Origin of the sequence: Aeromonas sp. FDAARGOS 1416 (assembly GCF_019048085.1) — a bacterium.
GTDB lineage: Bacteria > Pseudomonadota > Gammaproteobacteria > Enterobacterales > Aeromonadaceae > Aeromonas > Aeromonas veronii.
In genome coordinates this window covers 3,419,778-3,446,045 of the sequence record NZ_CP077301.1, presented here as the reverse complement: position 1 = coordinate 3,446,045, position 26,268 = coordinate 3,419,778, and the positions used below count along the sequence as shown (strand labels likewise).

Here is a 26,268-nt window from a genome sequence, read left to right as displayed (position 1 = left end):
GGGTTACTCGAGGCGCGGGATGGTGGGAGTGGTTTCGGGCAGGATACTGAGCAACTGGTAGCGCTTCATCAGCTGCTTGTATTCATTCCCCTGTCTGACCTTGTCCAGCGCCTGTTGCAGGCGGGCAACCTGTTGCTTGTCTGCCCTCAGGTTGAAGGCGAAGCAGTTATCCTGCTCTTCAATAATCGCGACGGTGACAAAATCCTCGCTGGGGAAACCCAGCTCTTTGGCCTGATGGCGCAGCATCACCTCGTTGCCCGCCACCAGATCGGTGCGTGCCATGATGAGTTGGCGCACCACCTGATCCATGCGCTCTACCGACATCATATTGCCCGGGCTGATCCCGCGGTTGAGCAGCAACTGCTCCCCGACATCCGCCTGCATCACACCAATCTGCAGCTTGGCGAGATCCGCTTTGCTGGCCACTTTGGGGGCATCCTGCTTGCGGCCGACCAGCGCGACCCTGGAGTGGCTGATGGGGCAGACCCAGAGGAAGTGGGGATCCCGCTCCTTGGTGTGCGCCGTGGTAAAGAGCACGGCCTCTTGCTGCTGGGTCAGCAGATACCAGCCGCGGGCCCAGGGCAGAAAGTGGATGGGTTGCTCCGGCTCCCCCATTTCGCGCCACATCAGGCGCAGCAACTCGACCGCCAACCCCACAGGCTGACCATTTTTATCCTGGCCATTGAGCGGCATGTTCTGTTCCGAATAGTAGATAAGTGCCGGAGCCGGGAGCGCGATAAACAGGGCGAGAGAAGCGAGAGCAGGGAGCAGACGACGCATGATGCACTCCTTGTGCGGGTAGTTACCTAACAGTCTATGTGGCCTTTTCCATAACGTCATGATCCGGTAGCGGGATAAAAAACAGGCCACCTTGCGGTGGCCTGTCGGTTTATTTGAGCAGGGCTTCCATCTCCGCCTCTGCCTTGGCGCGAGCCTTGGCCTCCGCCGCTCTGGCGGCATCGGCAATGCTCTCTCCGGCCGTATGGGATGCGGCACTGACGGCGTGCCGGGCTGGTTCTGCAACGGCCTTGGTCGCTTCTTGTGTCACGGTAGCTGTGGCACTGCTGACTGCCTGTTTGGCAGGAGCTGTAACAGCCTTGGTGGCTTCCTGTGTCACGGTCGCCGCGGCACTGCTGACAGCCTGTTTGGCAGGCGCGGCAACAGCCTTGGTGGCTTCTTGCGTTGCGGTTGCAGCGGCGCTGCTGACTGCCTGTTTGGCCGGAGCGGCAACGGCCTTGGTAGCTTCTTGCGTTGCGGTCGCAGCAGCGCTGCTGACGGCTTGCTTGGCAGGAGCGGCAACGGCTTTGGCCGCTTCTTGCGTTGCGGTCGCAGCGGTGCTGCTGACGGCCTGTTTGGCGGGAGCGGCCACAGCTTTGGTGGCTTCCTGCGTCACGGTGGCAGCTGCGCTGCTGGCTGCTTGCTTGGCAGGAGTGGCAACAGCCTTGGTCGCTTCTTGCGTCGCGGCCGCAGCGGCGCTACTGACGGCTTGCTTGGCAGGAACGGCAACGGCCTTGGTGGCCTCTTGCGTCACGGTGGCGGTGGTGCTGCTCACCGCCTGTTTGGCGGGGGCAGTGACTGCGGTGGTTGCAGTGCGGGTAAGTGCGGTCGTGCTTTGGCTCACCGCTTGAGTTGCCTGTCCTGTGACGTTGGCGGCTGCGCCGCTGATGGCCTGGCTGGCGCTGTTGGTCAGCGAGCCGGTGACGCCGCTGGTCACGGTGCCCAGAGCGCTGCCAAGGGAGAAGGGGGAGGCGCCACTCTGACTGGTCGCCGCCCCGGTCAGGGTATTGGCCGCCGAAGTGAGCTGGCTGGTGGGGGTCTGCCAGCCCTGCATGGCGGTTGGCCATGTCGGTGCCGTGCCCGCCAGATTTTCGCCGAAGGTCAGGGTGGTGCCATCCCCTTTTTGCAGCAATACCGACATCTGGTTGGTTTGCGAGTTCCACACCATCCCCGCCTGCTTGGCGATATCCGGCACCGGCGCATACTCGGAGACCACATAGAAAAGCGGCCCCTCCTGCTGTAACTTGTCGGCAGTCTTGAGCAACTGCATGGTGCTGTCGTAGTTGGGGCCAAGGATGGCGGTCATCCGATCTTTGATCAGGGGTTGTTCGAACAGATTGACCTCGTTCGGGTCAAAGCCGACCAGCGGCTTGAGCAGGGCCCACATCAGCTGGCTGGTGGGGCTCATCATCAGCAATGGGGCAACGCAGGCGGACAACATCAGGCTCAGGCAGGCCGCCTGAAGCAACGGCATGATACGCATTGGGATAATATCCAAATAACGATTTGATAAATAAGGTTATATTTTGTCAGGATGTGACAAATTCACCGGAAGTTTGCGCGTGGCAGCGAGAGACTGCCCGCAGGCGCTGGCAGGCTACCATATTGGTTCCACAATGCCAGCAGGCAGTATGATTGTCAGTCAAGTAAACCCCGGGACTGGTCGACTCTTCGAGATTGCCCCTATCGAAACAGGATCCCTCTCATGAAAAATGTACTGCTCTGCCTGCTGGCCTCCCTCTGGCTCGCCCCCGCTCTGGCCGCGTCCAAAACCACTGTGGTGAGCGAGTCTGCCAGTCCCGAGCTGGTGTTGCCGCTGGGCTCATTGCCCGAGCGGGTCTGCTGGTTTGCGGATCAGAAATATTCCGAAGGGGCCCGCATTCTGCAGGGAGATATCTGGCTGGAGTGCGGCCCGCAGAACGACCTCGAGAGCAATGGCGCGCTGGCCTGGCGCTCTCCTGCGGTGGTGTTGCCTGCCACCCGTGGTGCGAAAGCTCAGAAGACGATTTCCGTGGGTCAGTGAGGCTTTTCTTGATCCAGCTAAAGACATGGACGTGATCCCTGTCGCATAATGCAGCTCCTTTCTTCTCTTGGCTGGAACCTAAGAAATGGCTCGTCGCTCTTCCAATGCACAACGTCGTCGCAGTAGCTGGTGGTACAAACGCTTGTTGGCAAGGGAGCGCGAAGAGCGCGAAGCGCGTTCCGTAAGGGATTGATACTGCATTAAAAAACGGAGCCTCTGGCTCCGTTTTTGCGTTTATTACTCTTAGCAGAATAACAACGGGGGCCATCAGGCCCCCGTTTTGCTTTTGCAGATGTTGCCTGCTTGCGGCTTAGCGCTGCAAGGCGGCCAGTGCCAGTTCGACCCGTTTGGCATACTCGGGGTCGGCCTGCTCGAAGTGTTTGAGCTGGGCCGCGACGATGGCGTCATCCTCCACATTGACAAGGGATCGGGCCAGGTTGGCGGCGAGCCGTGAACGCTGCCCCTCGTCCATGATGCGGAACAGGTTGCCCGGCTGGCTGTAGTAGTCGCTGTCGTAGTCACGGAAGTCGTAGTGCAGGGCGGCCCCTTCCAGACTCAGCGCCGGTTCGTGCTGTTCGCTCGGCTGCTGGGTACCGAAACGGTTCGGCTGATAGTTGGGGCTGGCGCCGCCATTGCTGTCCGCCCGCATGGCACCGTCACGATGGGCGCCGTGATGGAACGGGCAGCGTGGGGCGTTGACCGGCAGCAGACCGTGGTTGACGCCGAGGCGATAGCGCTGGGTGTCGCCGTAGGAGAAGAGTCGCCCTTGCAGCATGCGATCCGGCGAGAAGCCGATACCGGGCACCACGTTGGCCGGGGTAAAGGCGGCCTGCTCCACATGGGCGAAGTAGTTGTCCGGGTTCTGGTTGAGCTCCAGCACGCCCACCGGGATCAGCGGGTAGTCGCTGTGCGGCCACACCTTGGTGAGGTCGAACGGGTGGATGTTGTAAGTCTGGGCTTCGGCCTCCGGCATCACCTGCACATAGACCTTCCAGCGCGGGAAGTCGCCCCGCTCGATGGCGTTGAACAGGTCCGCCTGACTGGTCTCCCGATCCTGCCCGACGGCGGTGGCGGCCTCTTCATCGGTGTAGAAGCTGTGGCCCTGCTCGGTCTTGAAGTGGAACTTGACCCAGAAGCGCTCGTTGGCGTCGTTGATAAAGCTGAAGGTGTGGCTGCCGTAGCCATTCATCTCCCGCAGGCTCTTGGGGATGCCGCGATCGCTGAACAGTATGGTGACCTGATGCAGGGATTCCGGATGGCGTGACCAGAAGTCCCAGGCGGCGGTAGCGCTGCGCAGGTTGGTGCGCGGATCCCGCTTCTGGGTGTGGATGAAGTCAGGGAATTTCAGCGGATCGCGGATGAAAAAGACCGGGGTGTTGTTACCCACCAGATCCCAGTTGCCCTGCTCGGTATAGAACTTGAGGGCGAAGCCGCGCACGTCGCGCTCGGCATCGGCGGCGCCCTTCTCACCGGCCACGGTGGAGAAGCGCAGGAATACAGGAGTCTGCTTGCCGATGGCGCTGAACAGATCGGCCTTGCTGAACTGGCTGATGTCGTGGGTCACGGTAAAGGTGCCGTAGGCGCCCGAGCCCTTAGCGTGAACCACCCGCTCGGGAATGCGCTCGCGGTCGAAGTGGGCGAGTTTCTCCATCAACCAGATGTCTTGCATCAGGATGGGGCCGCGCGGACCGGCGGTGAGGCTGTTATTGTTGTCGACGACGGGGGCGCCGTTGGCGCTGTGCAGGGTCTTGTCAGTCATGGCTTCTCTCCTTGTTGATATGGGGTCAGCCTACGGATCTGCGCCGTGCTCGGCCAATGGGCCTTTCCTCGCCCTTTGATAGGCAAGACAAATGGGTGCGGGTAGGGGATGTGTAACCGCGCCGGATATTGCATGATGGAGGTTTCGAGAAGGAGCCTCATATGCAGATTACTATCCGTCATGCCGAACCCGCCGATGCCCCCGCCTTGCGGGATCTTTACTCCATGCCCAATGCCCAGGCGGGCACTTTGCACCTGCCTATGCCACCCCTTAGCCAGTGGCAAAAACGGTTGGAGAACGGAGATGTGGTCGCCTTGGTGGCGGAGGCCGATGGGAGGCTGGTGGGTCAGATCTCATTGCATGTGGAGCCCAATCCCAGACGCAAGCATGTGGCCGGGATTGGCATGGGTGTGCGGGATGACTGGGCTGGCAAGGGGGTTGGCTCTACCCTGATGGCCGCGGCGCTGGATCTGGCCGATAACTGGCTCAACCTGCACCGGATTGAGCTGACCGTCTATACCGACAATGAGGCCGCACAGGCGCTTTATCGCAAGTTCGGTTTTACCGAGGAGGGGCGAGCCCGTGACTATGCCTTCCGCCAAGGGCGTTATGTGGATGCGCTCTATATGGCCAGAGTCGTGGGGGGCGCCAGTCGCTAACGGTATGGTCGATTATCAGGCCAGATTGCGCCCGGTGATCCGGGCGCTGGAGCAGAATCCCGATCTCTCCATTGAAACGCTGGCAAGCCGTGCCTGCTTGTCTTTCTACCATTTTCACCGAGTGTTTACGGCTGTGGCGGGGGAGACGCCCGGGGAGATGTGTCGTCGTCTGCGCATCCAGCGGGCTGCTTGGCAGCTCTGCTATTCCGATGCCAGTGTCACGGCCATTGCGTTGGGGGCGGGGCTCGCCAGCTCCCAGGCGTTTGCCAAGGTATTTCGCCGTTACTATGGTTGCACGCCGGGAGAGTTTCGCCGCGACAAGAGCAAGAATGGACACTTGATGAGCAAGGATGGACACGCACTTGTGCAGCCTAATCCTTATGCTGAGGGTCACTCATCAGCAAGGAGCAATACCATGAAAACCATCGAGATGGACGCCCGCACTCTGGCTTATATACGTGTCACCGGCCCCTATGGCGAGGGGTATGGTCCCGTTTGTAGTCAGCTGCATCAGTGGGCCAGCGCCCGCGGTCTGGAAGGTGGGGAGTGGATCTTCATCTATCACGATAACCCCGAGGTGACTCCGCCAGCCCAGTGTCGCACTGACATCGGGGTGACGGTGCCTGCGGGGACGGTGGGGATGGGAGCGGTCGAGATCCAGCTTATTCCCGCCGGTCGTTATGCCCAGTCCCGTTATCTTATTACCGACCGCAGCCAGTATGGCCCGCGTTGGCAGGAACATATCGGCGACATCGTTGCTGCCGGGCTGGAGTTTGGCAATGGTCCCTGCTTCGAGCTCTATCACAGCATGAGCGATGATCCGGTGCAGGACGATGTCAGCTTTTGCTCCAGCCTAAAGGGGTAGGGCACAACAAGACGCAAGGGATGGTACAGCGCGTCGTGCAGAAACGAGAGAGCCGGACAATGTCCGGCTCTTTTGCATCTGGCGGTTGGGCGGCGGTTAGCGCTGGAACCCCTTCTGGGCGAACTTGGGTCTGGCATTCATGATCTGCTCCACCTGCTCGTCGCTCATCTTGCCGCGCGACAGTCCCAGCACCTTGTAGGTGAGCAGCGGTCGGGCGGGTAGGGCGATCATCAGAGCGCGGATCTGGTTCTCGTCATCCTTCTCCCGGGTCGGCTTGCCGTAGGCGTAGGTGAGGACGCCGGCATCCATCAGGTTTTTGACGGCGGGCTCGGTGATCGGCAAGTTTATGACGCTTTTACGCTGCAGCACGAACTCGCGCAGCACCGCCTTCTCGTTGAAGTCGAGGAAGCCGATCATCTGGGCCAGCTGGTCCTGCTGACGGCGCGCCTGCCACTCTTCGCACGCCCACTCCCAGGCGATCAGGAAGCCCTGACTGCAGAAGTAGGAGATGGCGATCAGCATGCCGACCCCCAGCCAGGCCGCATGATCCGCAGCCCACTGGCTGACGGCCCCTTTCATCAGCCCGGCCGGAAACAGCAGAATGATGCTGCAGCAGAGCAACAACCAGACCATCAGCCAATTGAGGCGGTTCAGTTGATAAAAATGTTGGATCCACCGTTTCATTGTTCATCCTTCCCAAACTGTTGTGGATAGTGAGCTATCTACAGCAATCGGTGTGCCAACAGCGCAATGGCGGCGGAGAGGAAGGGCTGGCGAGGTTACATTCCCTTACAACTTATTGAATGAGTTGTCATTAATTTGCCTTGTGAGGCGGCGGTCGAGTTGCTAAAACGTCCACTCAGTCATTGGGGAGTAGCAACCCGCCCGCATTCCGGGCCGGGCCCATGTCAACACTCTTGGATCCTCGTATCCATGGCATGGGCGGCGATAGGCACTATCGCTCTGCAAGACCTTTGGCCTCGATATGCACGCCAGCCGGGCGAGCCATATCGGGTCCATCGGTTATTCTGCTCGCCTGGCGGTATCTATTATGTTGATTACCCTGCTGTTATTTCTCGTCTCTGCGGTCACCATCTACCTTGCCTGCGAATACTTCGTCAACGGCATCGAATGGACCGGACACCACTTCAAACTCTCGCAAAGTGCCACTGGTTCGCTGCTGGCTGCACTGGGTACGGCGCTGCCCGAATGCATCGTCACCCTGACCGCCCTGCTGATGGGTAACACGACCGCCCAGCAAGAGATTGGCATCGGTGCCGCCCTCGGCGGGCCGCTGGTGCTGGCTACCATCGGCTACGCGGCGGTCGGCCTCACCCTGCTGCTTTGCATGGGGCGTACCGAACGGGCCATCGATGGCGAGGTACAGCGCGAGATTGGCCGGGATCAGCGCTGGTTTATGGGAATCTTTCTGGTGGCCACTGTACTGGGTCTGGTCGCCTTTACCGGCAAGAGCTGGCTGGCCCCGCTCTTCCTGCTGGTCTACCTCGTCTATGTCAGGCGCGAGCTGAAGCAGAGCGACAGCCATGAGGTCGAGTTGCCTGAGCCTCTCAAGCTGGCTCCAAATGCCGGGATCCCGCCTCTTGGCAAGGTGCTGCTGCAGACGCTGGCTGCACTGGTGGTGGTAGCGCTGGCGGCCCAGCTGTTTGTCCATCAGCTGGAGAGCATGGGCGAGCTGTTTGGCCTCTCGCCGGTGCTAGCGGCCCTGCTGCTGAGCCCGGTGGCGACCGAGATGCCGGAGCTGATGAACGTGCTGATCTGGGTGCGGCAGGGCAAGAACCGGCTGGCGCTGGCCAATATCTCCGGAGCCATGATGATCCAGGGCACTATCCCCAAGGCGTTCTGTTTGCTCTTCACCCCCTGGTTGCTGGATGGCGCCATGATGGCCTCCTCGCTGGTGACGCTGCTGGCGGTGGGGTTGCTCTGGTGGGGGTTCAGAAAGGGGGCCATGACCGCCGGACGGCTGGCACTGGTCGGTCTGCTCTATCTCGGTTTTTGCGGCTGGTTGCTGGTGAGCTGAAGCGGGAAGCGCGGATATGAAAAAGCCCCCTTGGCAGGGGGCTTTGTTGTATCGGTTGGGGCGGTGCTTACAGCGCGGCGATCTCGGCCTGCTGGGCTTCCAGCTTGGTCAGCTGGAGACGGTAATCTTCCAGCTTCTCGCGCTCTTTGGCGATGACCGCTTCCGGCGCCTTGGCGACGAAGGCTTCGTTGCCAAGTTTGCCTTCGATACGGCCGCACTCGCCCACCAGACGGGCAACCTCTTTGGCCAGACGGGCCAATTCGGCATCCTTGTCGATGAGACCGGCCATCGGGATCATCAGCTCGGTAGCGCCGATCAGCTTCTTCACTGACAGCGGAGCGGTTTCACCGTCCGCCAGTACGCGGATGGATTCCAGACGGGCCAGCGACTTGAGGAAGGCCTCGTTGTCAGCGGCGCGCTGGGCATCCTTGGCATCGCACTGGAGCAGCACGTTCAGGGGCACGCTCGGCGCCACGTTCATCTCGGCGCGGATGTTGCGGATGCTGACGATGAACTCCTTCACCCACTCCTGATCCGCCATCGCGGCTTCGTCTACCTTGGCGGCGTCGAACTCCGGGAAGGCCTGAATCATGATGGTGTCGGCGTGTACGCCAGCCAGCGGAGCGACCGATTTCCAGATGGTCTCGGTGATGAAAGGGATGATCGGGTGTGCCAGACGCAGCAGGGTTTCCAGCACGGTCACCAGGGTATGGCGGGCAGCGCGCTGCTCGGCCTCGGAACCCTTGGTCAGCACCGGCTTGGTCAGCTCCAGATACCAGTCACAGAACTGGTTCCAGATAAATTCGTACAGCACGCCAGCCGCGATGTCGAAGCGATAGGTATCGAGGGCGGTACGGAAGTCACGGATAGCCACCTGCAGCTGGGACTGGATCCAGCGATCCGCCAGACTGAACTGCATCTCGCCGCCGTTGAAGCCACAATCCTGATCTTCGGTGTTCATCAGCACATAGCGGGAGGCGTTCCACAGCTTGTTGCAGAAGTTGTTGTAGCCGTCCAGGCGCTTCATGTCCCAGTTGATGTCACGACCGGTAGAGGCCAGCGCTGCCAGAGTGAAGCGCAGGGCGTCGGTGCCGTGGGCATCGATCCCTTCCGGGAACTGCTTGGCGGTACGCTTGGCGATCTTCTCGGCCATCTGCGGCTGCATCATGTTGCCGGTGCGCTTCTCCAGCAGATCTTCCAGCGAGATGCCGTCGATCATGTCGAGCGGGTCCAGCACGTTGCCCTTGGACTTGGACATCTTCTGGCCCTCTTCGTCACGGATAAGGCCAGTGATGTAGACGGTCTTGAACGGGACTTGCGGCTGGCCGTTTTCGTCCTTGATAAAGTGCATGGTCATCATGATCATCCGGGCAATCCAGAAGAAGATGATGTCGAAGCCGCTCATCAGCACGTCGGTCGGGTGGAAGGTCTTGAGTGCCTCGGTGTTGTTCGGCCAGCCCAGGGTGGAGAAGGTCCACAGGGCGGAGCTGAACCAGGTGTCGAGCACGTCTTCGTCCTGACGCAGGGTAGTCACGGACGGGATGCTGTGCTTGGCGCGCACTTCATCTTCGCTGCGGCCAACGTAGACGTTGCCGGCATCGTCATACCATGCCGGGATGCGGTGACCCCACCACAGTTGACGGGAGACGCACCAGTCCTGAATGTCGCGCATCCAGGAGAAGTACATGTTTTCGTACTGCTTCGGCACGAACTGGATGCGGCCATCTTCCACCGCCTCGATGGCGGTCTTGGCCATCGGTGCCACGCGCACGTACCACTGGTCGGTCAGCATCGGCTCGATGGGCACGCCACCGCGATCGCCGTAAGGCTGTTGCAGCACGTGATCCTTGATCTCGTCCAGCAGACCCAGCTCTTCCAGCTTGGCCAGAATCGCTTTACGGGCGGCGAAGCGCTCCAGACCGGCGAACTCGGCCGGCAGGGCCGCGTCATAGGCGGTGCTCGGGTTGCCGTTGGTATCGACTACTTCGGCCTCGGCACGCACGTGGGCGTCCAGAGTGAAGATGTTGATCATCGGCAGGCTGTGGCGCTTGCCCACTTCGTTATCGTTGAAGTCGTGGGCCGGGGTGATCTTCACGCAACCGGTGCCCTTCTCCATGTCGGCGTGTTCATCGGCAACGATGGGGATCAGACGGTTCACCAGCGGCAGCAGGATGTGCTGGCCGATCAGCGCCTTGTAGCGCGGGTCTTCCGGGTTCACGGCCACGGCGGTATCGCCCAGCATGGTCTCCGGACGGGTGGTGGCGACGATCAGGTAATCCTTGCCTTCGGCAGTCTTGGCGCCGTTGGCCAGCGGATAGCGCAGGTGCCACATGTGGCCCTTGATCTCGCGGTTCTCCACTTCCAGATCGGAGATGGCGGTGTTGAGTTTCGGATCCCAGTTCACCAGACGCTTGCCGCGGTACATCAGACCATCTTCGTAAAGACGGACAAACACTTCCTGCACGGCGGCGGAGAGACCCTCATCCATGGTAAAGCGCTCGCGCTCCCAATCCACGGAGTCGCCCAGACGGCGCATCTGGCGGGTGATGGTGCCACCGGACTCTTCCTTCCACTGCCAAATCTTGTCGATGAAGGCATCACGGCCGTAATCGTGGCGAGTCTTGCCCTCTTCTGCGGCGATCTTGCGCTCAACCACCATCTGGGTGGCGATACCGGCGTGGTCGGTACCTGCCTGCCACAGGGTGTTCTTGCCCTGCATGCGGTTGTAGCGGATCAGGGTATCCATCAGGGTCTGCTGGAAGGCGTGACCCATGTGCAGGCTGCCGGTGACGTTCGGCGGCGGGATCATGATGCAGAAGGAGTCTTTGCTGGTATCGCCGTGGGGCTTGAAGTAGCCCTGAGCTTCCCAGTGCTGGTAGAGCGCCTGTTCGATGGCGTTGTGATTAAAAGTCTTTTCCATGGTCTCGCCGTAATCTGGATGGATGGATTCTGGTGTTGATTCGTCGTGGATCACAGGCGGCGCAGTCAGGGCTGCGCCGGATCCGGTGCGGCAAGGACGGGCTGATCCCTCATCTCGAGGGCATGGCCTGCCTGGCGATAGTGCTTGTAGCGCTCGCGGGCTTGCTGCTTTTGTGTTTCGTCAGTGGGGACAAAATCTACCACTTGAGCGAAGTGTCCTGCAAACAAAGGTGTCTGTTTGGCCAGATTGATGAGGCGGGCGTAGCGCCGGCGTGGCGGCTGGTGGCCGATCTCCACCGGTGCCTGACCGCTTTCGCCCTGCAGCTGGTGCGGCACGAAGCGCTCCGGCGGCAGTTGCCACAGCAGTTCGTCGAGGCGCAGAGCCTGAGCCTCGTCGTTGCAGAACAGGTAGATATGGCCCGCGCCCCACGACTCGGCCGCAAGAGTGCAGGCCAGTCGCTCGACCGCAGAGGCCTGCGCGTCATCCTGTTCGCTCATCAGGTAAAAGGTCACTTGGCTCATCAGGTTGATCCCGTTTTGCGGTGACGGACTGTTGACCGCCTCATGAGGCTGACGGGGCGTTTACCGTCCGCAGCTCACTGATTCAAGAATGAAACAAGGAAGAGGCGGGCCTCTTCCTTGTGGTTCAGGGTAACGCCAACCCTTCCGATGCAGCCATCGGCAGGGGCCGGAGAGTTACTCTTTCTCTTCGATATCCACGCCAGCCCGGTTCAGCAGGAACTGGGTCAGCAGGGGCACCGGACGACCGGTAGAGCCTTTGTCCTTGCCACTCTTCCAGGCGGTCCCGGCGATATCCAGGTGGGCCCAGTTGTACTTCTTGGTGAAGCGTGACAGGAAGGCGGCTGCGGTGATGGTGCCGGCCGGACGACCGCCGATGTTGGCCATGTCGGCGAACGGGCTGTCGATCTGCTCCTGATACTCGTCAAACAGCGGCAGACGCCAGGCGCGATCACCCGCCTGCTCGGAGGCGTTGAGCAGCTCGTGGGCCAGCGGGTTGTGGTTGGCCAGCAGACCCGAGGTGTGGTGACCCAGCGCGATGACGCAGGCACCGGTCAGGGTCGCCACGTCGATCACGGTTTCCGGATCGAAGCGGTCCACATAGGTCAGCGCATCACACAGCACCAGACGACCTTCCGCATCGGTGTTGAGCACTTCGATGGTCTGGCCGGACATGGAGGTGAGGATGTCACCCGGACGATAGGCGTTGCCACCCGGCATGTTCTCGCAGCCAGCCAGTACGCCGATGACGTTGATCGGCAGTTGCAGCTGGGCCAGCGCATGCATGGTACCGAGCACGGAGGCGGCGCCACCCATGTCGTACTTCATCTCGTCCATGCCGTCGGCCGGTTTGATGGAGATGCCGCCGGAGTCAAAGGTCAGACCCTTGCCGACCAGCACGATGGGCTTGGCATCCGGATGACCCTTGTATTCGATGATGGCCATCATGGCTTCGTTGTCGGAGCCGCGAGCCACCGCCAGATAGGAGTTCATGCCGAGTTCGGCCATCTCCTGCTCGCCCACCACCTTGGTGGTGATGTTGTCGTAGGCATCGGCCAGACGACGGGCCTGGGAGGCCAGATAGGCCGGGTTGCAGACATTGGGCGGCATGTTGGCCACGTCGCGACAGACTCGCACACCCTTGGCCACGGCCAGACCGTGAGCGATGGCTTTTTCACCAATGGTCAGTTCCCGACGCGTCGGCACGTTGAATACCAGCTTGCGCAGCGGGCGACGTGGCTCGGCCTTGTTGGTCTTGAACTGATCAAAGCTGTAGAGGCCCGCCTTGGTGGTTTCTACCGCCTGGCGCACCTTCCAATAGGTATCCCGACCCTTGACGTGCAGCTCGGTGAGGAAGCAGACCGCTTCCATGGAGCCGGTTTCGTTCAGGGTGGTGATGGTCTTGTTGATGATCTGCTTGTACTGGCGTTCGTCGAGTTCCCGCTCCTTGCCGCATCCGACCAGCAGTACGCGCTCGCTGAGCACGCCCGGTACTTGATGCAGCAGCAGCATCTGGCCTGGTTTCCCTTCCAGGTCGCCACGGCGCAGCAGCGAACTGATATAGCCATCGCTGATCTTGTCCAGTTGTTCGGCAACCGGAGAGAGGCGACGAGGCTCAAATACGCCGACTACGACGCAGGCGCTCCGTTGCTTCTCTGGACTGCCACTCTTTACACTGAACTCCATGGAATCTCCTACATCCTAAAGACAAAAGGCACCTTTTATTGAATAATGCGGTGCTTGTTGGGGTATCAGAGGCGGAGCGAACAGCCACAGGCTCCGCAGTTCAAACTGGTAAAAATCCAATATACGGCCCTATTTTTCAGGCATTCGACTAAAAACACAAGTTTACTTGGGAATGACTGTGATCGTTTTCCGATATTTGTTCAGGGAAACCCTGAAAACCCAGCTGGCAGTGTTATTCGTATTGCTGCTTATCTTTGTCAGCCAACAATTTATCAAGATCCTCGGTGATGCCGCCGATGGCCAGGTGCCGACACGTCTGGTCTCTACCCTGCTGCTGCTCAACTTGCCCAATATGGCGCTGTTGATGCTGCCAATCAGCCTGTTTTTGGCCATCTTGTTCGCTCACGGACGCCTCTATGCCGAAAGCGAGATGACGGTGATGCATGCGGTTGGTTTCAGCCACCGTTTCGTGATGCGCAGCGCCATGTTGCTAGCCTTGCTGACTGCCGCAGTCGCAGCGTTCAACACCGGCTGGATCGCTCCGCAGGCCAAGGAGCGCGAGTCGCAGGTGATCGACCAGTTCAAAGCCGATCCGGGTATCTCCTTCCTGCAGCCTGGCCGCTTTATGGAGCTAGACAAGGGGCGTCTGGTTGCCTATATCCAGGATTTGAACGACAACGGCTCAAAACTGCAAAAGATCTTCGTGCTGCAGCGGGCGGAGGGGAACAATCCTCCCTCGGTGGTGGTGGCGACCGAAGGGGTGGTGACGGTCGATGAGAACGGTCTGCAGTGGCTGACCCTGATGGATGGCTCCCGCTACGAGGGGAACTTCTCCGGCAAGCAGTTCCAGATCTCCGATTTTCGCGAATATGGTCTGGTGATCCGCCAGCAAGAGATGGAGCGTTCCAACCGCAAGGCGGCGGCCAAGCCGACCATGGAACTGTTCGGTACCCAGGACAACGCCATGATGGCGGAATTGCAGTGGCGTATCTCGCTGCCCCTATCCATTCCGGTTCTGACCCTGCTGGTGGTACCGCTGGCGCGGGTCAATCCCCGTCAGGGGCGCTACGCCAAGCTGCTGCCGGCCATCATGCTCTATCTCTCCTACTTCCTGCTGCTCAGCGCCGCCCGTTCGGCCATCGACAGCGGTCGGCTGCCCTACTGGCCGGGGATGTTCCTGGTGCCGCTCGGTTACCTGCTGTTTATCGGCCTGCCCCTCAATCTGCAGGGAACCAGCTGGTGGAACGGGGTGAAAGGGCGCTATTTCAACAGAAAATCAGCATGATGCTGCAACATAGGAACTTCTGCTGATGTTTGGCATTCTCGATAGGTATATCGGTAGGGTCATCTTTATGTCGATCCTGCTGTGTGAAATCACGCTCGTTGGCCTTGCAGCGCTCATCAAGTATGTGGAGCAGCTCAAGTCGGTCGGTGACGGCAACTACGACATGATCAACGCCCTCTACTATGTGCTGCTCTCCATGCCCAAGGAGGCGGTGCTCTTCTTCCCGCTGGCCGCGCTGCTGGGTGGCCTGATTGGTCTGGGTCAGCTGGCTACCAGCTCCGAGCTGGTGGTGATGCAGGCTGCGGGTCGCTCCAAGATCAGTATCGTGATGGCGGCGCTCAAGACGGCGATCCCGCTGATGATCATGGTAGGGCTGATGGGGGAATATGTGGCCCCCGCCGCCAAGCGGATAGCTGATGACATCAAGGCGGGCGCGCTCTCCGAAGGTCGTCTGACGGTTTCCGCCTACGGGGTGTGGGCTCGCGATGGCAACAACTTCGTCAATATCAATGGTGTGCGTAATGATGGCGCCCTCACCGGCATCACCCTCTATCGCTTCACCCCCGAGCGCAAGCTGATCGACGTGGTGCAGGCGCAGGAGGGTGTGTTCGAGCGCCACCACTGGCTGCTCAAGCAGACCCAGGTTACCCGCTTCGACGACCCGGCGCAGATCCGCAGCGAACAGCATGACAACATGGAGTGGAGCTCGGAGTTGACACCCAAACAGCTGGGGGTGGTGAGTATCGACCCCGAGAACCTCTCGGTCTCCGGTCTGCTCGATTACATCGGCTATCTCGATGCCAACAAGCAGGATGCCGGTCGCTACAAGCTGGAGATGTGGCGCAAACTGCTGTCACCGCTCTCGGTGGTGGCGATGATCCTGCTGGCCTCCTCCTTCATCTTCGGCCCGCTACGCTCGGTGAGCATGGGGGCACGGATGCTGATGGGGATCATGACCGGCTTTGCCGTCTATGTGAGCGATCGGGTGTTTGGTCCCATCAGTCTGGTCTATGCGGTACCGCCGATTCTGGCGGCTATCGCGCCCAGCCTGCTGTTTGGCGGCATCTCCTTCTACATCCTAAGCCGCAAGCAGTAATCCGCACGAGGTTATGAGTGTCTAGTCCTGAAATAGGTTTACACATTTTCAACTAGCATTTCTCTACTCAGAACCCCCTATGTACCGCATCGGGGGTTCTGTATTTCAACGCATGATGCGGCCGCTCCGCGTTGTAAATATCTACTGCTTCACGCACCATCTCCCGCGCTTGCGCCAAATCCTGCGGGCTTTGCAACAATAACTCTCCTTTCAAAATCCCGTTCACCCGCTCCGCCAACGCATTCTGATAACAGTCATACCCATCCGTCATCGAGCATTTCACCCCGTACCGTTCATGTAATGATTGATACAGTCCCGAGCAATACTGCACGCCGCGGTCTGAGTGATGGATTAGCTCCCCGCCGCCACGCCGTTGCTTCAGCGCTTTCTTGAACGCCATCGCCACCGATTCGGCATGCATCCCTTCGTGCACGTGATGGCCCACTATCTTGCGTGAGTACGCATCCGTCACCAGGCTCAGGTACAGCGGTCCGCTCCTGGCTGGCAGATAGGTGATATCTGCAACCCAGACCTGCTCCGGGGCCACCGGCGTAACCTGCTCTGGCCCCGCCTTGAGCAAGTTGGGATGACGGTAGAAACGGTGAAAACTGTGGGTGGTCTTGTGATACGCCCGTCTGGGTGGCACCAGCAGGCGGTGCTCGGTCAATATCCGAAACAGCCTGTCCCGCCCGACCTTGAGCCCGTCATCATCCTGACCCTGCAGCAGATAATGCAGCTTGCGAGTGCCCACCCGCGGTTGTCGCAGTCGAACCTGACGCACGAAGCGCACCACCTGCAATCCCTGTGCATGGCGCTCGTCGGCGACCCGATTGCGCTTGTAGTAAGCCTGCCGGCTTATCCCGAGAAACAGGCAAGCCCTGACAATGGTCAGCCTCTCGACTTGCCGCTGCGAGAGGACTTGCCGGGTCGCTTTTTTACGATGGAGACGCCGTAGTCATTCTTCAGTACATCGACGACGGCCTCAAAGAACTGGGCTTTCTGACTCATCAGCGCCAGCTGCTGCTCGAGTTCCTTGATACGCTGTTCGGGCGTCTGGTTGTCGGGGTCAGGCATGGTGATGCTCCTGCCGGCGCGTACAGAAGCCCCCTGGCTCCAATCTTGCCGACCATGTTTACGCAACCATACCAGAACGGTGGAGCGGCCCTGAATGCCATAACGCACCTGAGCCTGTTTGTAGGTGAGCTCGCCTTTTTCAATCTGCTCGACCAGTGCCAGTTTAAAAGTCAGCGAGTAATCGCGCTGTGTCCGTTTCACACCTTGTCCCATCGGGTTCTCCATTTATTGGGGGGAAAGGTGTAAACCATATTCAGGACGGCACAGAGGAAATGCAAAGAGGGCACCTGTTGGTGCCCTCTTTCGTTGCTGCATTGCTTCGGTATTACTTGTTAAGCAATTCCAGATTTTCCTGCTTGCTCAGCACGATCACTTCGCACTCGGCCCAGATATCCTGAAACGCCCGCGGACGTTGGCGGTTGAACAGGCACATCAGGTTGCCCAGACCAAAGGCGGCGGTGGCGAGACGGATCAGCGCCTGGGTAACGCGGATGTGGCTGCCATCCTCGTTCTGAATGCGCAGCCGCCAGGCGCGCATGCCGACGGTTTGGCCAGCACGGGTCCAGAACCAGGTGTAGAAACCGCAGATGACGAAGGCGAGCCACAGGGTGTAGATCAGGCTCAGGTGGTGGCGGGTCAGCAACCAGACGGTATCTTCACCCGCCGGTACGCTGGCCATGCCGGTGACCAGCAACAGCTTGGCGACACCCATGCCGATGAAGCCAGCGATGATCAGCAGCGAAGTCACCACCAGCGCATCATAGATGAGGGCGCCGAGGCGACGCAGCAGACCCGCTGACGGGTATGGCTGAGTGGCGGGAGAGGGGGATTTTTGTTGGACTTTTTTAGGCTTGGCCATCGTTTTTATTCCATTAAGATGATGGCGGCATTCTATGTAACTGGCCCCGCATCGGCAAGGCGTTGAATAAATGAACAAACGGGAGTGTTCAATCGAAAAACACCTTGCATGGCATCGCGCCATTCGTATAATCCCTCGCAGTTGCCCGGGTGGCGAAATCGGTAGACGCAGCGGATTCAAAATCCGCCGGTGAATAACCGTGTCGGTTCGAGTCCGACCCCGGGCACCATCAAATTCATGACAAAAGGCCATCAGCAATGATGGCCTTTTGTTTTTTAGCGTTCCTGCACATTGGAGCGTTACTGTTGAGCTGGCAGTACTTCCCGTTACCTCTTGGTATCCCTTCTCTTTTCCCTCTCTCCGTTGTTTCCTTTTCTTGATATAGCCGCTGACGGCATCACCGCCAGCGGCCTGTTTCTATTGCGGTTTTCTTTCCAAACCTTGCTGCATCAGATCATGGTTGCTGCGTTACCCCAGCAGGGCAAACAGCAGGGTCCCGAGGCTACCAGCGAGCGTCAGCGCTATGATGGCTCTGGGTGTGCCATGCAGCTTGGTCCACATAAACAGGCTGGTGAGGGCGAGCAGCAGCAGGGCCAGGGCGGCGATATCGCCAAACAGCTGCCAGCCGAGGCCGGTACCCATGCCGCGGTGCAGCCGGTTGAGGCTGGCGGCAAAGTTGGCTTGCTGCAGGTCGGTACGTACCAGCAAGGTACCCTCGACATAGCTGGCGGCCACGCTTTGGCTGAGGGTGACGCCGCGCATTTCCCACTTGGCGGGCAGGGTGAGCGGGCCGTTCGGGGTGGGCAGGGTCTGGGCCGGGGTGATCATGGTTCGCCCGTCGGCAAAGGTATCGGGATAGCGCTGTTGCAGCAGGTTTTTCAGCTGCTCCGGGCTGGCGAGTGGCGCCTCCAGCACTATCTCTTCACTCGATTTGTCGGTGTGGGGGCCGGGGATGGGCAACACGGCACGGTGTTGCAGCCAGAGACCGGTGATGCCGTACATCAGCATCAGGGCGAGGGTAAAAAAACCGGCCCAGGCATGGAGGCGGCGTACCCATTTGTTGTTGTGAAGGGGAACTCTTCTGCGTTTCATCGTGGTTGCTTCATAAAAAACTGGCCAGCAGGGGCTGGCCAGTTGGGGTGGTTGTCACTGGATCAAAAACGGTAGGACGTAGTCAAATTAACCTGCCGTGGGGAGCCGGGCATGATCTGAGAGGCGCCGGTAGCACTTACGTAGTAGTGAGTGTCAAACAGGTTCTCCATACCGAACTGCGTTTCCCAATGTTGCCAGCGATAGCCCGCTCTGGCATCAACGCGTGCATAGCCGGGGAGCACCGTGGTATTGGCATTGTCAGCAAAGCGATCACCCACAGCGGTAACACCGCTCTCGCCGAACCAGCCGAGCTTTCCTTGCTGATAACCGGCAAACAGTTCGCCATTTAGGCGTGATACGCTGCTTGGGCGATTGCCCTTATTGATGGAGTCTTCCACCATTTCTGCATCTTGCAGAGCTATGCCGCCGCGGAGATAAACCTCGTCGTTCAGCTGAGCTCGTGTACTGAGTTCGATACCGTCGGTACGTTGCAGGCCAGTGAGGAGTATTTTGCTGGGATCGAGCGGATCTTTGGTTCGTTTGTTATACATCTCCAGCCGGTAGATGGAGAGGGTGGTTGCCAGTTTGCCATCTAGCCAGTCGCTCTTGACGCCGGTTTCATATTGACGGGTCAGTTCTGGGTCTAGCGTGTTGTTTTTATCACCGATCTGGTTAAGGCCTGTCACGCCACCACCATTGGGCATAAAGCTTTTGCTGTAAGAGAGATAGAAAGCGTGTTCTTCTATCGGATTCCATACCAATCCTGCGCGCGGGCTCAGGCTGTGGTTGGAGATTGTCTCCTCAGCCGGGTTTTTATTGTCACGACTGTTGACCTCGAATTGGTCATAACGCAGGCCTAGCAGCAGTGTCCAGTCGCCCATTGAGAGCTGATCTTGTACATAAGTCCCGATACTGCGGATTTTATGTTGCTTGTCAGAGAAGAGAGGCATCTTGCCGTCATAGGTAGGAAGGCTGTCTGGGGTGTAGATATCACCCTCAAGCATGGCTGACTTGGGGCTGTTCCACAGTTTCGGGCTGCGCTCTTGCCACCCCTGTTCAATGCCTATCAATAGAGTGTGGGCTATTTGACCGCTTTGCAGTTGACCTTCCGCCTCTAGGTTGGAGGCGAGGTTGCGGGTCTGCAAGTCTTGTTGCCAACGGGAACGTTTCACCGTCGCTTTGCTGGTTACTTCAGTGACGTATGTGTTATCGAACTGGCTCGAGAGATCGATCAGGCTCAGTTGCTGGCGCACCTGCCAGTCGTCGTTTACATCCCAAGTGAAGCGAGAGCGTGCCGACTGTGCCAGATCGTTGATGTAGTCACGCCGTAAATCGCTATAGACGGCGTCACGTGGCACATCTGCTGGGCGACCGTTAAGGCCGGGGATACCGCGGTCCGGCGTGCGGTGAGATTCATTGCGTTCGTATTGCAGGAGCCAGCTCAATCGATCAGTGATATCCCAGTTCATGGCTGGTGCCACCATAGTACGTCTGCCGTGCACGCCATTACGGAAGCTGTCGTTGTCTTCCTGAGCGACGTTGAGCCGTAGTTGCACCGCCTCGCTCGGCTCGGCGCTCAGGTCTGCGGCCATGCGTTGGTAATCGTAACTGCCCACGCGTACTGTGACGCTGGACTCCTGCCCTTTCTGCGGTTTTTTGCTGATGCGGTTGATGATGCCGCCGCTGCTACCACGTCCGTAGAGTACTGCTGCCGGGCCCTTTAGCACTTCTACCCGTTCGATATTGCCGAGATCCCGGGTGTACTGCATGTCGTCGCGGAATCCGTCGAGATAGAAATCCGTGCCTGCGCTAAAGCCGCGGATTGTGACGCCGTCGAAGCGGGTATCACCGCTTGCATCAACACCTGGAATGCCGACCAGAGCTTCGCTCAATGTGGGTTGGCCAAAGGCGGTCAGCTCGCTGACCTTGACGCTGTCGATGGTCTGGGGCACCAGCTTGGCTGGCGTATTGGTACGGGTTGCGGTGGCAACTTCCTGATGCTGGGATCGTTTGCCAACCACTGTCATGGTTTCATCGGCGGCTTGGGCAGTGAAGCCGGTGCCCAACAGTGCCAGCGAGACCAGCGTTCTGCGAAAGTGAGGGTGCTGCATATTCAATATTGACTCTTTGGATGTCGACCTGACGGCTCGAACATATTGATTTAATTATAATTAGCCTGCCCCGCCAAAGCGGGATGCCAATGATATTGATTTTCATTTGTCTGGCAAGGTGAAAATGGAGGGGGTATTGGGGACGGGTTGTGCGGTCGGGGGAGCTCGGCTGAAAAGCAGAGCCATTACAGCAAACCGCGAGAACGAAGCGAGGGAAAAGGGCGTTGCGGAAGAGAAAGAGACGAAACGTGAAGAGGTATCCGGCCCGATAGGACGGGCCGGATATCGGACTCAGCGAGTACGCAGCAGTCGGCGGGCGAGGGGCAGGGCCACCATCAGGCGATAGGCCAGCAGAGATGATCCCAGCAGCAGCGGCACCTTGGCGATCTCCCACAGGATGGATGCGCCCTGCGGGCCGAACACGAAGAGCCAGACCACCAGCATCATGTGCAGGCAGTAGATCCCGAGCACTTTGGGGGCCTGGCGCTCAAGCCAGCTGCCCTTGCCCAACTCGGGGTTGGCCAGCAGCAGGCCAAACAGGCCGATAGCCCAGGGAAGAGAGCCAAGCAGGAAGTCGTGGCGGGTGAGTGGCACCCCGGCGAAGTGCTGCAGCGCCCAGGCTTCACAGCCATAGAGCGCCACGCCCACCAGCAGCAGTCGCCAGCCGGTGCGGGCATCGGGCTGCCACTGACGCTGGCGCAGCAGGGCGCCAAGCGCCACAAACAGCAGGGAGAAGAAGGGGCCGTTACGGGTGAGCAGTGGCCACTCGGCGCCCAGCAGCGGCTTGGCATAGGAGCCCCCCAGCAGCGCCAGCAGGTAAAGGCCAAGACCCAGCCAGAGGGCGAGCGATGGTCTGCCAAGCCGATAGCAGAGTGCCAGCAGGGCCACCGCCATCACCAGGGCTGGCAGAAACCAGAGGTGGATCATGCCGCCCACCAGCCAGCCATTGAGGGGGGCGCCGAGCTGGAATTGCCACTGCCCGCGCAGGGAGGCCAGATAGCCTTGCTGCACGGCATCCAGCGGATTGAACGGCACCAGCAGGTAGACCAGACTCCATACCAGCCAGAGCAGCAGCAAGGGGTGGCAGTAGCGCCAGGCAACGGTCAGCGGCGCTTCGCGGCTCAGCCTCGGCTGCAGAAAGTAACCGGCACAGAGGAAAAACAGCGGCACGGCAAAGCGGCATAACTGGTTGATGGTGCCGCTCAGCCAGAGCCAGGATCCACTTCCCCACAGGGCGGGATTGAACGGATTGGCGAAGGGGGATACGTGAATGGTCATCACGGCCAGAATAGCCAGTACCCGCCCGCACTCGATACTGGAAATACGCATGGTGGCTCGTCGTTACAGGGGTTGTGATGGCACGCTAAAATTCTCGCTGCTAGGTTACAACCAATTGATTCTATTAGTGTGAATCACGCTGTTGGGTAGTTACATTTTGTAACGGGATGGTGGAAGGTGTTACCTGTAACGGGAGCGGGCTCCCGTTTTTTGGGCGCGCTCATGCAGATAAAAAAAGCGAGGCGGGCGCCTCGCTTGGTTGGGGATCTCGAGCTTACTGGTGAGTCAGCATGCTGCTCTGGTTGGCGGCCAGGGTGGTTCTGCCCGAGCTCTCCAGCCATGTTTTGATCCGCTTGGCGTCGGCGACCCGATCGTTGGTGGTCTCGGCATTGAGCAACACCATGATCACCGGCTCACGATTGACCTTGGTGCCCAGCACCAGACAGCGGCCCGCTTCGCGGATATAGCCGGTCTTGGAGAGGGTGAACTCCCATTGCCCTTCGCGGATCAACCGGTTGGAGTTGAGGTAGTGCAGCTGGCGTTTGTTGGTGCGCACATAGCTCTGCTCGTCGGTGGAGTACTGGCGGATCAGCGGATAGGAGGCCGCTGCGGCGGCGAGCTTGGCGAGATCCTGCGCGGTGGAGACGTTGCGCGGGTTGAGCCCTGTGCTGTCGGCGTAGCGGGTATTCCACATCCCCAGCATGCGGGCCTTGGCATTCATCGCCTCGACGAAGGCACGCTGGCCGCCGGGATAGTGGCGGGCCAGCGCTGAGGCGGCGCGGTTTTCAGAGGACATCAGGGCGATATGGAGCATTTCGGCGCGGCTGAGCCTGGAGCCGATGGCCAGTCGTGAACCGGTTCCCTTGATGCGGTCGATGTCGGCATTGGTCACGGTGAGCATTTCGTTGAGGCGCAGGTTGGCATCCAGCACCACCAGCGCCGTCATCAGCTTGGTGAGTGAGGCGATGGGCATTACCCGGTTGCCGTTGCGCTCGGAGATCACCTCGCCGGTTCTGTGGTTGGCCACCACGAAGGCAGCCGAGCTGAGGTTGGGCACATCCCGTCGCTCGAGAAAGCCGCTGCTGCTCTTGCTGCTGGCGGCAAAGGGGTTGGCATGGGCACTGTCCATAGTGGCCGGCAGCATTACTGCGCCAAGCAACAGGGGAAGAAGGGAACGCATCATCATGATCAGCTCTACCAGACGAAATACAGGGATATCTCGCTAAGTTATATGTCGTGAACTGGCGCTTCACAATCATTCTCACCTTGATATTGATAATTTACGGCGTTGAGCGCGCTCTGACGGCGAGGAGAGCGTAAAACAGGTCTCCATAGAGTCTTTTTTTACATTGAAACTATGGGCTGGCCGTGATGGCGAGCGGAAGCCAGCGCTAAAAAAATCGGGACCAGAACGGTCCCGATTGGCATGGAGCATTGCTTACCGTTTAGTGGGTATCTTCCTGCTTGATCTTGAAGCGCATGGCGATCACCACGAACAGCAGCGGGCCAATGATGGTCCAGACGCCGGTGGATATATCGCCAGAGATAAAGGGGGCGACCACGGTAAAGACGTTGCCGAAGGCGACCAGGATCAGGCTGATGATGGTAGCCAGCAGTACCGAGCCTGCGCTCTTGAAGAAGATCAGATCCTTGTCCAGCGCCGGGTTGTTGCGATAGCGATACCAGGCGTAGATGAGGAACATGTAGGGCAGGGTCATGCCGACGTTGGTCATGGTGATGATCAGCTCATAGAGGGCGGCGGCCCCTTCCGGGTTGATCAGGGTAAAGATGGACTTGGCGGCAATGAACAGACAGACCACCCAGGCTTGCACCTTGAGGGCTTCAATCCGTACGCCATTCTCGTTCTCGCGCTGGAAACGCTCCGGCCAGAAGTAGCTCGGGGTGCCGGTGATGAACTGGCGCAGCGGTGCGTAGGAGAGGGCGATAAAGGCACCCAGATAGCTCAGGAACATGCCCAATCCGGCAAAGCGCATGAACACCTGTCCCAGCCACTCGCCACCGAGATGGCGCCCCAGCTCCAGCATGATGATGAAGAGGGCGGAGAGAGAGGTGATCCCCTCGGCCGGGAAGTCGCTCCAGCGCATGATGGAGCCGACCGCCAGAAAGCCTATGATGTAACAGAGCACGATGAAGGCGCCGGAGAGGAAGATGCCGCGCTTGAGGTCGCGCTCGGGATCTTCCAGCTCGTCAGCCACCCCGGCCATCGCCTCGACCCCGCCGTAGGCGAAGATGGCGAACACCATAAAGCCGAGGAAGGGGATGATGTCGTTGAAAGCGGCATTTGGAGAGGCCGTCAGCGATGCCTGGGTGAAGGGCTCCTGCAGGGTCATGCCGCTCACCGCGAAGGTGAAGACTCCACCGACCAGCAGCAACACGTTGAGTGCCACCACGGAGAGACCGCCGATGGCCGCCACTTTGGCGAAGCGGGCGCTACCCAGGGTGATGAGCTTGGTGACGGTGGCAACCAGCGCGATGGCGACAACTCCCAGAATAAAGGGGCCGAAGTCGATGCCGGTGCCCAGGGTGACCGGGATGACGGTGATGTCGCGGCCAAACAGCATGAAGGAGAGGGGCACCCACATGGAGAGCGCCTTGCCAAACATCCAGATGACGTAGGAAGCGAACCACATGGTCAGACCGATAAAGGCGAATCGGGTCGAGACCGAGTGGCGCATCCAGGTAAAGATGCCGCCCGCCTCTTTACGAAAGCCGGTGCCGAATTCGATCATCATCAAAATGAACGGGATGAAGAAAAACAGACCGCCAATGACGAACATCGGAATGGCGGCATATCCCATTCGGTAAAAACCGATCCCGATATTAGTGACGCCAAATACCGATGTTAATATCATCAATATAAAGGCGCCCAACTTCAGCTTTTTTGCTGACATATTAAAAACTCCCTGATGGTGCTGGATTTAAAATAATCAAAAATTAAACAGACGAAACCGGACCCATTAATAACGCAGTAGCGCCATGCCATCCTGCTGTGGCGGGCGCGATCAGGTCATCTCTGACCGGGCTGGCTTACCCGTCAGGCGGTCAATGAATGTATGGGCGGAGCGGCATGGTCTGTGCCATGCGCGATATTGGTCAGCGTTGCCGAAAATTAACTGTGAACGATTTTATCATTAATGTTGCTGGGCAGGTAAGTTTCCCGAATGAAGCTGTGGTTGAAATAAACAGACCTGCCAGTTAATTGATACGTTGCGGATGTAAACATTTACGCCCGGGCCGACACTTATTTCCACTATTGGTATTCGGCATATTTGGCGGAGTGAATTACGCCATCCTGCCTGATAAATACGCACCAATGGCGACAGCGCTTATCCTCCCAGCCGGGTCAGCAGCACGCCGCCAGTGATAATGGCCGCCGCCGTCAGCCGCATGCGCCCGAGCGGCTCTTTCAGCAGCCAGACCGAGAGCAGCATGGCAAACAGCACACTGCTTTCGCGCAGAGCCGCGACCACGCCAATGGGGGCTTGGGTCATGGCCCAGATAACAATCCCGTAGGCGAGCAGTGACATGGCACCTCCTGCCATTCCCGCCATCGCATGGCGACGGATCTGGCGCCATGCGTTGCGTTTCTGGTGGACGAGCAACACCAGCAGCATCGCCAGCCCGGTGCAGGCAAAGAGCCAGAGGGTGTAGCGTACCGGTTCACCCCCTGCGCGTGCGCCGGCTCCATCCGAGAGGGTATAGGTCGCCGTGAACATGGCCGTGATCAGTGCTGCCCGAACCGCTTTGCTGTCAAGGCGCTGCTGCCCACCTCGCCAGGCCATCAGCAAGACCCCCATGATCAGCACGCAGGCGCCGATGATGCCGCCGTAACCGGGGTAGTCCCCCAGCAGCAGGGCACTTAACGCCATGGCGAGCAGTGGGGCACTGCCACGGGCCAGCGGATAGATCTGGCCAAAATCGCCCTGATTGTAGGCATGGCTGAGAAACAGGCAGTAACCGATATGGAGCAGGACTGAGAGGCCGAGCCAGGGCAGCTCGGCAGCAGAGGGAAGCCCCATGGGCAGCAGCGCCACGGCGGCGATAAGCCCTGAGAAGATCGCCACCAGTGACACGCCCACCAGCCGCTCTTCGCCAATTTTGACCAGCGCATTCCAGCTGGCGTGAAGCAGGGCTGCCAGCAGAACGGCAAAAAAGACGGTGGTGCTCATGGGAAAGGGCTCTCGGGCGATGGGGGTCAACAGCATAC

At 59.4% G+C, this 26,268-nt stretch carries 21 protein-coding genes, 1 tRNA gene and 1 riboswitch; of the genes, 7 read left to right on the top strand and 15 right to left on the bottom strand.

What is annotated here, in order from left to right; genetic code table 11:
- Positions 1-3 precede the first annotated feature (3 nt).
- Positions 4-780, bottom strand: coding sequence for an ABC transporter substrate-binding protein (locus tag I6L46_RS15575; protein WP_194495676.1), 777 nt, complete (start codon positions 778-780; stop codon positions 4-6).
- Between the two features lie 109 nt (positions 781-889).
- The gene (locus I6L46_RS15570; RefSeq protein WP_216976244.1) at positions 890-2,260 is read right to left on the bottom strand and encodes a hypothetical protein; all 1,371 of its coding nucleotides are present in this window, start codon (positions 2,258-2,260) and stop codon (positions 890-892) included.
- Positions 2,261-2,482: 222 nt separating this feature from the next.
- On the opposite strand from I6L46_RS15570, the gene I6L46_RS15565 reads away from it, so the two are divergent.
- Positions 2,483-2,800, top strand: coding sequence for a DUF1496 domain-containing protein (locus I6L46_RS15565; RefSeq protein ID WP_158110426.1), 318 nt, complete (start codon positions 2,483-2,485; stop codon positions 2,798-2,800).
- A gap of 310 nt (positions 2,801-3,110) precedes the next feature.
- Here I6L46_RS15565 and I6L46_RS15560 read toward each other — a convergent pair whose 3' ends face one another.
- Positions 3,111-4,559 (bottom strand): catalase, encoded by a 1,449-nt coding sequence (locus tag I6L46_RS15560; protein ID WP_069528518.1) that lies wholly within the window; start codon positions 4,557-4,559, stop codon positions 3,111-3,113.
- 161 nt (positions 4,560-4,720) lie between these two features.
- On the opposite strand from I6L46_RS15560, the gene I6L46_RS15555 reads away from it, so the two are divergent.
- Both I6L46_RS15555 and I6L46_RS15550 read left to right on the top strand, forming a co-directional pair.
- Positions 4,721-5,218: a GNAT family N-acetyltransferase gene (locus I6L46_RS15555; RefSeq protein WP_216976242.1), complete on the top strand. Its 498-nt coding sequence runs from the start codon at positions 4,721-4,723 to the stop codon at positions 5,216-5,218.
- Positions 5,219-5,222: 4 nt separating this feature from the next.
- The gene (locus I6L46_RS15550) at positions 5,223-6,083 is read left to right on the top strand and encodes a GyrI-like domain-containing protein (protein ID WP_216978063.1); all 861 of its coding nucleotides are present in this window, start codon (positions 5,223-5,225) and stop codon (positions 6,081-6,083) included.
- Positions 6,084-6,179: 96 nt separating this feature from the next.
- Here the strand turns inward: I6L46_RS15550 and I6L46_RS15545 are convergent, their stop codons facing one another.
- On the bottom strand, positions 6,180-6,767 hold the full coding sequence (locus I6L46_RS15545; RefSeq protein ID WP_005336432.1) for a superinfection exclusion B family protein: 588 nt from the start codon (positions 6,765-6,767) through the stop codon (positions 6,180-6,182).
- 172 nt (positions 6,768-6,939) lie between these two features.
- Positions 6,940-7,046: riboswitch (yybP-ykoY riboswitch) on the top strand.
- An 88-nt stretch (positions 7,047-7,134) separates the two neighbouring features.
- On the opposite strand from I6L46_RS15545, the gene I6L46_RS15540 reads away from it, so the two are divergent.
- Positions 7,135-8,121 (top strand): sodium:calcium antiporter, encoded by a 987-nt coding sequence (locus I6L46_RS15540; RefSeq protein ID WP_216976240.1) that lies wholly within the window; start codon positions 7,135-7,137, stop codon positions 8,119-8,121.
- Between the two features lie 67 nt (positions 8,122-8,188).
- Here the strand turns inward: I6L46_RS15540 and I6L46_RS15535 are convergent, their stop codons facing one another.
- The 3 genes from I6L46_RS15535 to pepA all read right to left on the bottom strand — a co-directional run bounded on the left by I6L46_RS15535 (position 8,189) and on the right by pepA (position 13,245).
- Complete coding sequence (locus tag I6L46_RS15535; protein WP_041210087.1) at positions 8,189-11,041, bottom strand: valine--tRNA ligase; 2,853 nt, start codon at positions 11,039-11,041, stop codon at positions 8,189-8,191.
- A 65-nt stretch (positions 11,042-11,106) separates the two neighbouring features.
- Positions 11,107-11,562, bottom strand: coding sequence for a DNA polymerase III subunit chi (locus tag I6L46_RS15530; protein WP_005355220.1), 456 nt, complete (start codon positions 11,560-11,562; stop codon positions 11,107-11,109).
- A gap of 174 nt (positions 11,563-11,736) precedes the next feature.
- Positions 11,737-13,245: a leucyl aminopeptidase gene (gene pepA / locus I6L46_RS15525; RefSeq protein ID WP_005336423.1), complete on the bottom strand. Its 1,509-nt coding sequence runs from the start codon at positions 13,243-13,245 to the stop codon at positions 11,737-11,739.
- A 172-nt stretch (positions 13,246-13,417) separates the two neighbouring features.
- Between pepA and lptF the strand changes: the two genes are divergently transcribed.
- Positions 13,418-14,530: an LPS export ABC transporter permease LptF gene (gene lptF, locus I6L46_RS15520; protein ID WP_216976237.1), complete on the top strand. Its 1,113-nt coding sequence runs from the start codon at positions 13,418-13,420 to the stop codon at positions 14,528-14,530.
- 25 nt (positions 14,531-14,555) lie between these two features.
- Entirely contained in the window at positions 14,556-15,626 is a 1,071-nt protein-coding gene (lptG, locus tag I6L46_RS15515) for an LPS export ABC transporter permease LptG (RefSeq protein ID WP_216976235.1), read from the top strand.
- Between the two features lie 67 nt (positions 15,627-15,693).
- Here lptG and I6L46_RS15510 read toward each other — a convergent pair.
- Positions 15,694-16,913, bottom strand: a protein-coding gene (locus tag I6L46_RS15510) for an IS3-like element ISAs31 family transposase (RefSeq protein ID WP_216976233.1) whose coding sequence is annotated in 2 segments (ribosomal slippage) — positions 15,694-16,565 and positions 16,565-16,913 — 1,221 coding nt in all. Because the reading frame shifts where the segments join, the coding sequence is not laid out codon by codon here.
- A 112-nt stretch (positions 16,914-17,025) separates the two neighbouring features.
- Entirely contained in the window at positions 17,026-17,559 is a 534-nt protein-coding gene (locus tag I6L46_RS15505; protein ID WP_005336420.1) for an RDD family protein, read from the bottom strand.
- 143 nt (positions 17,560-17,702) lie between these two features.
- Here I6L46_RS15505 and I6L46_RS15500 point away from each other — a divergent pair.
- A tRNA-Leu gene (locus I6L46_RS15500) sits at positions 17,703-17,788 on the top strand.
- A 239-nt stretch (positions 17,789-18,027) separates the two neighbouring features.
- Here the strand turns inward: I6L46_RS15500 and I6L46_RS15495 are convergent.
- The 6 genes from I6L46_RS15495 to I6L46_RS15470 form a co-directional block, all read right to left on the bottom strand.
- Entirely contained in the window at positions 18,028-18,693 is a 666-nt protein-coding gene (locus tag I6L46_RS15495; protein WP_323930503.1) for a PepSY-associated TM helix domain-containing protein, read from the bottom strand.
- 20 nt (positions 18,694-18,713) lie between these two features.
- On the bottom strand, positions 18,714-20,762 hold the full coding sequence (locus I6L46_RS15490) for a TonB-dependent siderophore receptor (RefSeq protein WP_216978062.1): 2,049 nt from the start codon (positions 20,760-20,762) through the stop codon (positions 18,714-18,716).
- 291 nt (positions 20,763-21,053) lie between these two features.
- A complete protein-coding gene (locus I6L46_RS15485) occupies positions 21,054-22,091 on the bottom strand; it encodes an acyltransferase (protein ID WP_216976231.1) in 1,038 nt (345 codons plus the stop codon).
- Between the two features lie 223 nt (positions 22,092-22,314).
- Positions 22,315-23,226 (bottom strand): D-alanyl-D-alanine endopeptidase, encoded by a 912-nt coding sequence (pbpG, locus tag I6L46_RS15480; protein WP_019444871.1) that lies wholly within the window; start codon positions 23,224-23,226, stop codon positions 22,315-22,317.
- A gap of 259 nt (positions 23,227-23,485) precedes the next feature.
- A complete protein-coding gene (gene yjeM, locus I6L46_RS15475) occupies positions 23,486-24,952 on the bottom strand; it encodes a glutamate/gamma-aminobutyrate family transporter YjeM (protein ID WP_120416097.1) in 1,467 nt (488 codons plus the stop codon).
- A gap of 435 nt (positions 24,953-25,387) precedes the next feature.
- Positions 25,388-26,266: a DMT family transporter gene (locus I6L46_RS15470; RefSeq protein ID WP_205759564.1), complete on the bottom strand. Its 879-nt coding sequence runs from the start codon at positions 26,264-26,266 to the stop codon at positions 25,388-25,390.
- Positions 26,267-26,268 lie beyond the last annotated feature (2 nt).

Bases quoted from the DNA above. Each gene is read 5' to 3' on its own strand.
- I6L46_RS15575 (WP_194495676.1), bottom strand. From the start codon at position 780: ATGCGTCGTCTGCTCCCTGCTCTCGCTTCTCTCGCCCTGTTTATCGCG.
- I6L46_RS15570 (WP_216976244.1), bottom strand. From the start codon at position 2,260: ATGCGTATCATGCCGTTGCTTCAGGCGGCCTGCCTGAGCCTGATGTTG.
- I6L46_RS15565 (WP_158110426.1), top strand. From the start codon at position 2,483: ATGAAAAATGTACTGCTCTGCCTGCTGGCCTCCCTCTGGCTCGCCCCC.
- I6L46_RS15560 (WP_069528518.1), bottom strand. From the start codon at position 4,559: ATGACTGACAAGACCCTGCACAGCGCCAACGGCGCCCCCGTCGTCGAC.
- I6L46_RS15555 (WP_216976242.1), top strand. From the start codon at position 4,721: ATGCAGATTACTATCCGTCATGCCGAACCCGCCGATGCCCCCGCCTTG.
- I6L46_RS15550 (WP_216978063.1), top strand. From the start codon at position 5,223: ATGGTCGATTATCAGGCCAGATTGCGCCCGGTGATCCGGGCGCTGGAG.
- I6L46_RS15545 (WP_005336432.1), bottom strand. From the start codon at position 6,767: ATGAAACGGTGGATCCAACATTTTTATCAACTGAACCGCCTCAATTGG.
- I6L46_RS15540 (WP_216976240.1), top strand. From the start codon at position 7,135: ATGTTGATTACCCTGCTGTTATTTCTCGTCTCTGCGGTCACCATCTAC.
- I6L46_RS15535 (WP_041210087.1), bottom strand. From the start codon at position 11,041: ATGGAAAAGACTTTTAATCACAACGCCATCGAACAGGCGCTCTACCAG.
- I6L46_RS15530 (WP_005355220.1), bottom strand. From the start codon at position 11,562: ATGAGCCAAGTGACCTTTTACCTGATGAGCGAACAGGATGACGCGCAG.
- pepA (WP_005336423.1), bottom strand. From the start codon at position 13,245: ATGGAGTTCAGTGTAAAGAGTGGCAGTCCAGAGAAGCAACGGAGCGCC.
- lptF (WP_216976237.1), top strand. From the start codon at position 13,418: ATGACTGTGATCGTTTTCCGATATTTGTTCAGGGAAACCCTGAAAACC.
- lptG (WP_216976235.1), top strand. From the start codon at position 14,556: ATGTTTGGCATTCTCGATAGGTATATCGGTAGGGTCATCTTTATGTCG.
- I6L46_RS15505 (WP_005336420.1), bottom strand. From the start codon at position 17,559: ATGGCCAAGCCTAAAAAAGTCCAACAAAAATCCCCCTCTCCCGCCACT.
- I6L46_RS15490 (WP_216978062.1), bottom strand. From the start codon at position 20,762: ATGCAGCACCCTCACTTTCGCAGAACGCTGGTCTCGCTGGCACTGTTG.
- I6L46_RS15485 (WP_216976231.1), bottom strand. From the start codon at position 22,091: ATGCGTATTTCCAGTATCGAGTGCGGGCGGGTACTGGCTATTCTGGCC.
- pbpG (WP_019444871.1), bottom strand. From the start codon at position 23,226: ATGATGATGCGTTCCCTTCTTCCCCTGTTGCTTGGCGCAGTAATGCTG.
- yjeM (WP_120416097.1), bottom strand. From the start codon at position 24,952: ATGTCAGCAAAAAAGCTGAAGTTGGGCGCCTTTATATTGATGATATTA.
- I6L46_RS15470 (WP_205759564.1), bottom strand. From the start codon at position 26,266: ATGCTGTTGACCCCCATCGCCCGAGAGCCCTTTCCCATGAGCACCACC.